Annotated in this window: 6 protein-coding genes; 3 read left to right on the top strand and 3 right to left on the bottom strand. The window is 45.0% G+C overall.

All coding sequences use genetic code 11. The features are described 5' to 3' along the window. Positions 1-7: 7 nt before the first annotated feature. The gene (locus MHI20_RS18635) at positions 8-1,225 is read right to left on the bottom strand and encodes a multidrug effflux MFS transporter (protein WP_048001339.1); all 1,218 of its coding nucleotides are present in this window, start codon (positions 1,223-1,225) and stop codon (positions 8-10) included. A gap of 211 nt (positions 1,226-1,436) precedes the next feature. Between MHI20_RS18635 and MHI20_RS18630 the strand changes: the two genes are divergently transcribed. Continuing rightward, entirely contained in the window at positions 1,437-1,973 is a 537-nt protein-coding gene (locus MHI20_RS18630; protein WP_058336302.1) for a GNAT family N-acetyltransferase, read from the top strand. 57 nt (positions 1,974-2,030) lie between these two features. On the opposite strand, the gene MHI20_RS18625 is transcribed toward MHI20_RS18630, so the two are convergent. Next, a complete protein-coding gene (locus tag MHI20_RS18625; protein WP_138278051.1) occupies positions 2,031-2,237 on the bottom strand; it encodes a hypothetical protein in 207 nt (68 codons plus the stop codon). Between the two features lie 114 nt (positions 2,238-2,351). On the opposite strand from MHI20_RS18625, the gene MHI20_RS18620 reads away from it, so the two are divergent. After that, the gene (locus MHI20_RS18620; RefSeq protein WP_340940537.1) at positions 2,352-2,888 is read left to right on the top strand and encodes a DUF402 domain-containing protein; all 537 of its coding nucleotides are present in this window, start codon (positions 2,352-2,354) and stop codon (positions 2,886-2,888) included. A gap of 37 nt (positions 2,889-2,925) precedes the next feature. Here the strand turns inward: MHI20_RS18620 and MHI20_RS18615 are convergent, their stop codons facing one another. Next, a complete protein-coding gene (locus tag MHI20_RS18615) occupies positions 2,926-4,539 on the bottom strand; it encodes a S8 family peptidase (protein ID WP_340940534.1) in 1,614 nt (537 codons plus the stop codon). A 188-nt stretch (positions 4,540-4,727) separates the two neighbouring features. On the opposite strand from MHI20_RS18615, the gene MHI20_RS18610 reads away from it, so the two are divergent. Continuing rightward, positions 4,728-6,212 carry an amidase gene (locus MHI20_RS18610; RefSeq protein WP_340940532.1) on the top strand — a complete coding sequence of 495 codons (1,485 nt, stop codon included), beginning with the start codon at positions 4,728-4,730 and terminating at the stop codon, positions 6,210-6,212. The last annotated feature ends 36 nt before the right edge of the window (positions 6,213-6,248 follow it).

Below are 6,248 nucleotides of genomic sequence, written 5' to 3'. Positions count from 1 at the left end.
GACCCGCTTATGCGGGTCTTTTTTTCGCTCTGGCAACAAAGAAAAAATAACAGCAAAGTGCGCCAAGGTCACAGAGCATAATAATCAGCCCCATGGGAAAGGCAGTCTGGCTTCCAGCTAAGCCGACAAGGGGTGTCATGCATGCCCCAAGAAGCATTTGTGCCACACCGATGAGGGCAGCGGCACTTCCAGCATGCGCACCGTGATGCTGCATCGCAAGAGAAGGAGCAGAGGTGCCGACAATCCCAACACTTGAGACCACAAAAAAGAGAGGAATAAGAATGCCATATAATCCTGCATCAATAGAGATCATCACACACAAGGTGACGCCTCCTAAAGCAGCTGTCAGCAGCCCAATGCGAAGGACTTTCTCCTCACCAATTTTCGCAGCAACGCGGGCAAATACTTGTCCGGCTGTGATGATGCCAAGACTATTCACCGCAAAGGCAGCACTGAAGCCCTGCGGAGAAAGGTTGAAAATCTCCTGCAATACAAACGGTGATCCAGAGATATACGCAAACATAGCGGCGAAGACAAGTCCTTGTGAGAGAGCATATCCGACAAAGAGTCGATCGCTCGCTAGAATTTTCATCGCACCTAGGATCTGTTTGAAGCCTCCAGTCTGTCTACGTTCCACAGGTAAGCTTTCTTTCAATGAAAACATCGATCTTAGAAGCATGAGCGCCCCGAGGATTCCTAGCAGAACAAACACACCCTGCCACGTCGTGAACCGTAACATTTGTCCGCCCACGATCGGTGCCGCTGCTGGAGCCACTCCGTTGACTAACATGAGCAAAGCAAAGAATTTCGTCATTTCTGAGCCTTCATAATGATCTCGCACGATGGCTCGTGCAATGACAATCCCTGCTGATCCAGCAAGTCCTTGAATCAACCTTAAAAGAATGAATGTCCAAATTGATGTGACCACTGTGCATAAAAGAGAGGCCGCAATAAAAATGATTAATCCAATCATGAGCGGCTTTCTTCTGCCGACTGTATCACTGATTGGACCTGCAATCAGCTGTCCAAGCGCAAGTCCAATCAAACAAGCCATGAGACTTAACTGAGACAGCGCCGTGCTTGCTTCAAAGTCACGGGCGATATTAGGTAAAGCAGGTAAATACATATCCATTGCCAGCGGTGCAAGGGCTGTTAAAGAGCCAAGAAGCGCGGCAAGGAGGAATCGATTTTTTTTCGATTCTTGGGGATAAGATAAAGAATTCATATGATGCCACTCCTCGTATACGTCCTCAAATCAGCATAATGAATCAAGCTTTCCATTTCAATCAAAATTTTCAAAGAAAATTTCGTGCAAAATAATTGATCTTTAAAAGAAGACTCTTTACATTGAATGAGTAGAGAAAAGAATCAGATCATCGGCATGCAGTGATTGCATGATACGTATATCCATTCATAGACAAACAGGAGGTGCTGGCATGGAGCAGCAAGAGTTGATCATTCGTCAAGCAGTGAGTGAAGATCATGAGGCGATCACACATGTGCTGATCAAATCATACGCACAGTATGAGCCTCAATTTACAGAGGAAGGCTGGCAAAATTATTCTACAGCCTTGCGAGCGGCTGTAGATAACCCAAACATGGAGTTGATGCTTGTGGCCGAGCTTGAGGGCAAGGTCGTGGGGACCCTTCAAATGTTCCGATCATCAGAACAGGCATATGACAAGCCGGAGATGGGCATTACTTCAGCGATTGTCCGGTTTTTAGGGGTAGATCCTGATGTGAGAGGAAAAGGTATTGCAGAGTCATTGTTGCGTAAAAGTATAGAACTGACGCAATCGTGGGGCGAGAACGTCCTGTACCTTCATACGTCGGATAAAATGCAGGCCGCCATTCGTTTATATGAAAGAATGGGCTTTGAACGGGCACTTGATAAAGAATTTGTGAATCAAAATGGGACGCATGTGAAGAGCTATCAGTATGTGATCAAAAAAGAACAGCCGGCTGGCTCATAACACGCTGTATAAGAAGAGGAAGAGCATGTCCTGCATGGACGGGGCTCTTCCTCTTTCTCATGATACCCATACGTTCAGTGCCATATATGAAAAGCACCATGAGATTAATCCGAACATGACAAAGAATTTCAACACATGTTCATAAGGGGTCAGCTTTCGATCTCTTTTCTTTTTCACAAGCCGCCAGTAAAGGGCATAGCCACAAAAAACCAAGATGATTTGTCCGAGTTCTGCTACGGTTTCGATGATTGTGATTCCGTTCATTTGTTTTCACCTCACCATATGTCTTCCATAGGCAGCAGCAGTGAACCTTTATTTCTTCAAAAGAAAGCAGTGTATACTAGAATAAGAAGTAGATGCAGAAGGAGTTGTGACCGATTGTTTCCGCTATATGCAAATTCTTGGGATGACGTCATTGAGAGAAAAATCAAATACGATGATCAGGTTGTGGAACATACGTGTCAGCTGTTAGACGCACAGGAGCAGCAAGTCGTGTTGTTTCATAAAATTCAAGAACCATTTACAATGGTTGCTGGTGATGGCACTGTCACGATTCCAAAAGGGAGTTATACGACCGCCTATTATTGGACGGACCGGCCTTACAATGTCTATTTTTGGCGGGATGATCAAGGCAATGAACTTGGCTCTTATGTGAATATCGTCAGACATACATGGTTTGAAGAACGGGTGGTGATATTTGAAGATTTATTGATTGATCTACTCGTTCTTCCGAATGGTGATTTCTTTGTTTTGGATGAAGATGAACTGCCGGAGAGTTTAGCTTCCTTTGAGCAGGGCTCGGTTCATCGAGCACTTCGTGATGTCATCCATTCGTTAGCGCACATCCTCGATCAAGTGAGGCTGGATGCGAAAGGGAAATATCATCACACCCTGTTTCAGAAGATGTTGAAATAGAAAAAACGATTCCTTGCTGAAAGGAATCGTTTTTTTATCAAACCTTGATCCGGTTTAGTCGTTTTTGTAAAGCAGTTTTTGTTTTAGATGCTTTTAGTTGTTTGACCGCACTTTGAGCGGTTGCTTTTGTTTTCTTTGTTCGTTTGGCTTCGGCTTTTTTGACTTTTTGTTTGGCATCTGTCACTTTTTTTTGATAGGCGACTTGTTTTTTGACTTTGTCGAGCCGGTTTTGTAGGCTTGTTTTTTCTTTGCCTTTGGATAGCTTTTTAATAGCCGTTTGGGCACTTTTAATCGAGCCTTGGGTTTTACTTTTTTCAGCTGATTTGACCTTCGCTCGTGCGTCACGAATATCAATGGCTGTTTGGACTTTTTTGACTCGGTCAGTGAGTGCGGTTTTTTGTTTACTAGCAGTCAGTCTGCCAATTTTCGTTTTGGCTTGATCAACATCTGTCTGTTTTTTAGATGTTTCGGCTGTCTTGACTGCGCTTGTCGCAGCCTTTAAAAAGGTTGACTGCGGCACATATTGCACGCGGCCATAGCCGAATTGTGGATCTTTTCCTTTTGCGCCAAGATCCACTGTATAGCTGCGCAATAAAGTGCGGAGCTGAACATTTGTTTTCTTAGGATGTAGCTGTTTTAACAGCGCCAGCATCCCTGTGACATGTGGTGCCGCTTGTGATGTACCCGTTGCATACCAATATTCATTTTTCAAATAGGTACTGATGACGTTCTCGCCGGGAGCGGAAAATTCAATTCCTTTCCCCGTATTAGAGATGGAGGCGAGTTTGTCTTTGTCAGTCGTTGCGGAAACAGCAATGACGCTATTGTATGCGGCAGGATAACTAATCCCATTCTTCTTTCCATCATTTCCACTTGCAGCAACGACCAGCAGTCCTTTTTTGTATGCTTCATCAACTGCTGAACGTAAAATCGGAATGTTATCTTCAAAACCTAGACTTAGGTTGATAATGTCCATCTTATTGCTAATTGCCCAATCAATGCCTCGGAGCAGACTGTATAAGTCGCCTTCTCCTTTTTTATCTAATACTTTTACAGCATACAGCTTCACACCAGAAGCGACGCCGACCGTACCGTAATCATTATTGAGCGCCCCAATTGTACCGGCGACATGTGTTCCATGTCCTTCATCATCTTTGTAAGAAGACGTGTAATCGACGAATGATTTACCACCGGCTACCTTTAAATCTTCGTGTGGGAAAATACCAGTATCGAGAACGGCTACTTTCACATCTTTCCCTGTCACGCCTTCTTTGATTGCTTGCTTTACATTGAGCTTCTGCAAGTTATAAGATTTTTGTACCAAAGCATCCTGACCACTAGCAGCAGCTGTTTTTTTCACGGTAGAAGCAGCGAGTTTGACCCTAACGTTTTTTGAAACATAAGCGATGTTTGGGTCTTTTTTAAGTGAGGTGACAGCTTGCTCATCTGCTGTCACTGCTACAGCTGGAAGATGTATGTATTGAGCGTTCACTTTTTCACTTTCTTGAATAGCCGTCTGTTTTCCTTTTTGATTTTTATAGACGATGATGACATCTGTTTCTTTTGGTGGTGCAGCTGCCTGCGAATGGAAGGGCAAAGCAGTTGTCAAAGCAAGAAGAAACGCGATGACCACGACGATTTTCTTTTTCAAGGCAATGGCTCCTTGCATATGAGGTGACCTCCGTCTTTTTTTCTTTATTATATCGGAGAAATAAGATAGATGGTTAGAAGAATCATAGTCTAGAAAGAAAGTTTTTTTCACACGTATCCCGAAATTGAATTTCATAGAATTCTAGTAGACAATAGAGAGATCATAATATGAGAAAGAAGGACATGCCGATGAATGTAAAAGAGTATATGACGTATGATGCGACAGGACTGGCGTCACTTGTGCAGAAAAAGCAGGTCACGCCCGAAGAGCTTGTACAAGCTGCATTTACTAGATTGGAAGAATTGAATCCAGTACTAAATGCGGTGATTCATACTAGACGAGATCAAGTGTTCAAAGACATGAAGTCACTAGATGCGGATCAGCCTTTTGCTGGTGTTCCGTTTGTGTTGAAAAATATATCGCAGGGGCTGGAGCATGAACCTTTGACGGCGGGTGCTTTGCTGTTAAAGGATGTAAAGGCGCAAACAGATTCCCACCTTGTCCGTCGATTGAAACAGGCTGGGCTCCTCATGATCGGTCATACGAACACACCTGAATTCGGATTGCGAAATGTGACAGAACCCTTTTTATATGGTCCGACGAGAAACCCTTGGAATGCTGACTATTCTCCGGGCGGTTCAAGCGGCGGGACGGCAGCAGCTGTGGCAAGCGGCATCGTACCTGCAGGTGGAGCGAGTGATGGCGGAGGGTCTATTCGGATTCCGGCATCCTTTACTGGTTTATTTGGACTCAAGCCAACAAGGGGGAGAACACCGGTCGGCCCGGGTGCAGGAAGGCAGTGGCAAGGAGCTTCCATTGACTTTACGCTCACAAAAACAGTTCGAGACAGTGCAGCCCTGCTTGATTTGCTTCAAGTCATTCAGCCAGAGGCTGCGTTCCAAACGCCATTATATGACGGCAGCTATCAGGAGGATTTGGTGAAACGAACCTCTTCTATGCGAATTGCTTACAGTGTAGACTCTCCAGTAGGCACGAAGGTGAGTGCGGAAGCAAAGCAGGCAGTCTTGAACACTGTGAAATGGCTGAGTGAACAAGGGCATCAAATAGAGGAAGCGAAGCCGGGTATTGATGGTGTCCATCTGATGCAGCAATATTATGTCATGAACAGCGGTGAAATGTCTGCCTTATTTACCTCTCTGGCTCGTTCATTCGGGCGTCCGGTGAAGCCGGAGGAGACAGATATTGTGGCATGGGTACTGGCGGAAGCAGGAAAAAATGTGACGGCTGCTGCTTATACAGAAAGTCTTGATGCATGGGATATGGCCGCTGCAAAAATGGCTGCATTTCATCAAACCTACGATCTATATGTGACCCCAGCTACTGCCTATTCGGCTCCAAAGGTTGGCGAGCTGATGCATAACGATCAAGAAATGGCTGCATTGTTACGTGTGTCATCCCTTTCAATGCAAGCACAGCAGGATCTGATTTATGAAATGTTCCTCAAGAGTTTGACCTACACACCATTTACACAGCTGGCTAACCTAACCGGCCAGCCATCTATGAGTGTGCCAGTTCATCTCACAGAAGCAGGCATGCCTTTAGGCGTACAGGTGACAGCACCGAAAGGAAAAGAGGACTGGCTGCTCAGACTGGCGTCAGGAATAGAATCATCCTCATTATGGAAAGGAACGCATCCATTACTGAATCAATAACAATGGCATCGACGTTGGTCTATGGAGGAAAGGAGT

This window comes from Bacillus sp. FSL K6-1106 (assembly GCF_038005245.1).
Lineage (GTDB): Bacteria > Bacillota > Bacilli > Bacillales > Bacillaceae > Bacillus > Bacillus altitudinis.
The sequence above is the reverse complement of the archived record's forward strand: the minus strand, read 5'-3'. Positions and strand labels throughout refer to the sequence as shown.

Bases quoted from the DNA above. Each gene is read 5' to 3' on its own strand.
- MHI20_RS18635 (WP_048001339.1), bottom strand. From the start codon at position 1,225: ATGAATTCTTTATCTTATCCCCAAGAATCGAAAAAAAATCGATTCCTC.
- MHI20_RS18630 (WP_058336302.1), top strand. From the start codon at position 1,437: ATGGAGCAGCAAGAGTTGATCATTCGTCAAGCAGTGAGTGAAGATCAT.
- MHI20_RS18625 (WP_138278051.1), bottom strand. From the start codon at position 2,237: ATGAACGGAATCACAATCATCGAAACCGTAGCAGAACTCGGACAAATC.
- MHI20_RS18610 (WP_340940532.1), top strand. From the start codon at position 4,728: ATGAATGTAAAAGAGTATATGACGTATGATGCGACAGGACTGGCGTCA.